The following is a 2,723-nucleotide window of genomic DNA, read 5'->3' as shown; positions in this document are numbered from 1 at the left end:
CTGGGTTTCCATCCAGCTATTCTCACGTCACTGGAGCTAAATAGATACCCCTTATTTTTATACAGTATTTAAACATTTCCACACCTCTTGCACCAGACTTTGTGGCCCTGGGCCCACCCACAACGCACCTGCCGTGCGTAACATAGCTTTGCGGCCGCCCAGCACTTTTTGAATTGCGCCAGTGGCGGCCCACACTTTCCTTCACTCCAGGAGCATGTGATGAATCTTCGCTTTGTCTTGGCGGCTACCGCCGTGGCCGCGCTGGCAGGCTGTGCCAGCTATAACGCAGGCCCCACCGCCACCGCACAGTTGCAGCCCACCCGGGGCAACACCACCGCAGGCACCGTGCAGTTTGCGCAAACGGGTGATGTGGTGAAGGTGTCGGGCACCATCAGCGGCCTCAAGCCCGGTGCTGAGCATGGCTTTCACATCCACGAAAAAGGCGACTGCAGCAGCGGCGACGGCATGAGCGCAGGCGGCCACTTCAACCCCGGCGGCAAACCCCACGGCCACCACGGCAAGGGCGAACACCACACCGGCGACCTGCCCAGCCTGAAGGCCGATGCCAACGGCACCGTCAGCTTCCAATTTGAAACACGCAGCATTCGCGTGGGCAGCACCGCCAACAACATCGTGGGCAAGGGCCTCATCGTGCACCGCGACCCCGACGACTACGCCACCCAACCCACCGGCAACGCCGGGCCCCGCCTGGCCTGCGCGGTGATTACTGCCAAATAAGCCCGGCGCACCCCGCGCATGGCAACGGCTTTTGCGCCGCGCTGCTGCCCTGCCAAGCAAAAAGCCGCTGCAACCACAGCGGCTTTTTTCATGGGGCCCGAACCTTGGTGGCCGCAGTGCCTGCCACGGGCCTAGAGGTTGATCACCCACCAGCCTGGCGCTGGTGCCAAAGCGCCTCGGCCCGCGCCAGCGCATCCACGGTGTCAATGTCCGTCACCACGCCTTCGTCCTGCACCGGCACAGCCAGCCCCCGCCCCTGCTCTGCCCACTTGCGCACCACGGGCGCAGCGCCCTTTTCGCCTTGCAGGGCCAGCAAGTCAGGCAGGCAATCCCGCCCAAACGCCACAGGGTGCCCCCGCTCACCCCCAAACTCGGGCCATGCCACCACGGCCCGCTGGTCCCGCAGCACCTGCGCAATGGCCTGCAGCGTGGCGGGCTGCACCAGTGGCAAATCGCCCGGCAACACCAACCAGCCCGCCGCATCGACCGTGTGCCGCACAGCCGCCGCAATCGAATCACCCATGCCAGGGTGCCCCACATCTTCCACATGCCAAGGCAATCCACTGGCGCGCACGGCATCCAGCGTGTGTTGCAACACGGGCTTGCCCGCCAGCAAGGCCTGCAATTTGTGAACGCTGCCGCCCGACGCTTTGAAACGCTCGCCACGGCCCGAGGCGAGGATGAGGACGGTGGGTGGGGTGAGATACATGGAGTGGATGAGGGAATGCTGGGTTTGGAGGCAAGTCAGATCATGGCATCGCTGCACGGCAACGGCTGTGATGAGACCGGCAAACTGCGCCGCGACCAGCCCAGTATCTTTGCACCCCACTGGCCACAGCGCCAAGAACGACTCCATGCGGCTTTCAGACAACCTTCGGGCTTTTGCCCAATCTCCATGGGCCAACAGTTTTCAACCCGAAGCGGTCGGTTTGCCATACAGCGCGGATCGCCGATTGGCGGCCCTTCAGTTACAGTCCTCGCCCTTCGGGTGATTTTTGCCCGCATCGCGCACCTCGGTGACGGGGTTTGAAAACAAAATCTGCGACTTTGGTCGGTACGCCGACTGATGCCGCCGTGCAAACTGCAACTCGCGGAGATAAAAAAATATGCTGTTAACCGATATAGCCGTCGAGCACACTTTGGTGTCCAAAAAGGATGGCGTTCGTCAGACTTTCTTGCTGCATCCTTTTACCGATACACAGCGCGACTCGCTGGGCAAATTCGAGCTCGTTCGTGATGTGAGCCAGCCCGGGTTCAAAGACGTGAAACGCTCCACCTTTGTATCGTTTCACCAATTGGCAGAGCTGTATGCGAAAGGCCTGCTCGACGAATTCGGGTTTTCCGTTCGCATGTGTCCGGCTAAAGGCACCTACCCCGCCAAGCTGCCAGCCAAAAAGATACTGCCTACCAGCATCAAGCCCGGCTCTTCGTTCGACCAGGCGGTGCAAAAGGTGGATATTGCCAAACCCGCCACTCGCGAATTGAGAACCGCCTTGCTTCGCACCAACGTCCAAATTTAAGAACCACGACGCTGATTGATATGGGAGCCAATGTGAATCCACCCATTACACATGCTGAACTGATTGCCACATTCAAGCGGGCCGAGGCAGATGCCGCCCACAAGTTTGGGTTGATCAAAGCGGCTGCCCATAAAGGCCCCAAGGCCATCCAAGCGGCCACCGAAACAGCGGCCAAGGCGGCGAAACGCAGGGACTCATTTGCGAAAAAGCTGGGTGATTTGGGCGTGAACCTCAAGGATTAAGCGCAGCCAAATATACGGAGTGACACCAGCAATTGGCGACTGCCCATAACGTGCCTTGGTAGTCAAAATCATCTCTGTAATCTAAAAAATCGGTAGTGCACCGATTTGCTTGATGTCCACAAGCAGCAGTGAAAACGTTTTTGTTTTCAGATCAGCAAGGTGCGTAGATGTCGCATCCCGGACGATCATATGGTCGCTTGTGAAACAGATGCGGGTGTGTCTG

The 2,723-nt window shown here is 59.5% G+C and carries 4 protein-coding genes; 3 read left to right on the top strand and 1 reads right to left on the bottom strand.

Annotated elements, in window-relative coordinates; genetic code table 11:
- The first annotated feature begins 219 nt into the window (after nucleotides 1-219).
- Nucleotides 220-738, top strand: coding sequence for a superoxide dismutase family protein (locus IHV84_RS20075; RefSeq protein WP_198848149.1), 519 nt, complete (start codon nucleotides 220-222; stop codon nucleotides 736-738).
- Between the two features lie 142 nt (nucleotides 739-880).
- On the opposite strand, the gene IHV84_RS20070 is transcribed toward IHV84_RS20075, so the two are convergent.
- Entirely contained in the window at nucleotides 881-1,447 is a 567-nt protein-coding gene (locus IHV84_RS20070) for an NTP transferase domain-containing protein (protein ID WP_198848148.1), read from the bottom strand.
- 397 nt (nucleotides 1,448-1,844) lie between these two features.
- Between IHV84_RS20070 and IHV84_RS20065 the strand changes: the two genes are divergently transcribed.
- Nucleotides 1,845-2,258 (top strand): hypothetical protein, encoded by a 414-nt coding sequence (locus tag IHV84_RS20065; RefSeq protein WP_198848147.1) that lies wholly within the window; start codon nucleotides 1,845-1,847, stop codon nucleotides 2,256-2,258.
- A gap of 20 nt (nucleotides 2,259-2,278) precedes the next feature.
- Complete coding sequence (locus IHV84_RS20060; RefSeq protein ID WP_233100154.1) at nucleotides 2,279-2,500, top strand: hypothetical protein; 222 nt, start codon at nucleotides 2,279-2,281, stop codon at nucleotides 2,498-2,500.
- The last annotated feature ends 223 nt before the right edge of the window (nucleotides 2,501-2,723 follow it).

It is taken from the genome of Acidovorax sp. IB03 (assembly GCF_016406015.1).
In the GTDB taxonomy this organism is placed as follows: domain Bacteria; phylum Pseudomonadota; class Gammaproteobacteria; order Burkholderiales; family Burkholderiaceae_C; genus Acidovorax; species Acidovorax temperans.
Note: the sequence above shows the minus strand (reverse complement) of the source record. Positions and strands in the feature narration are given on the sequence as shown.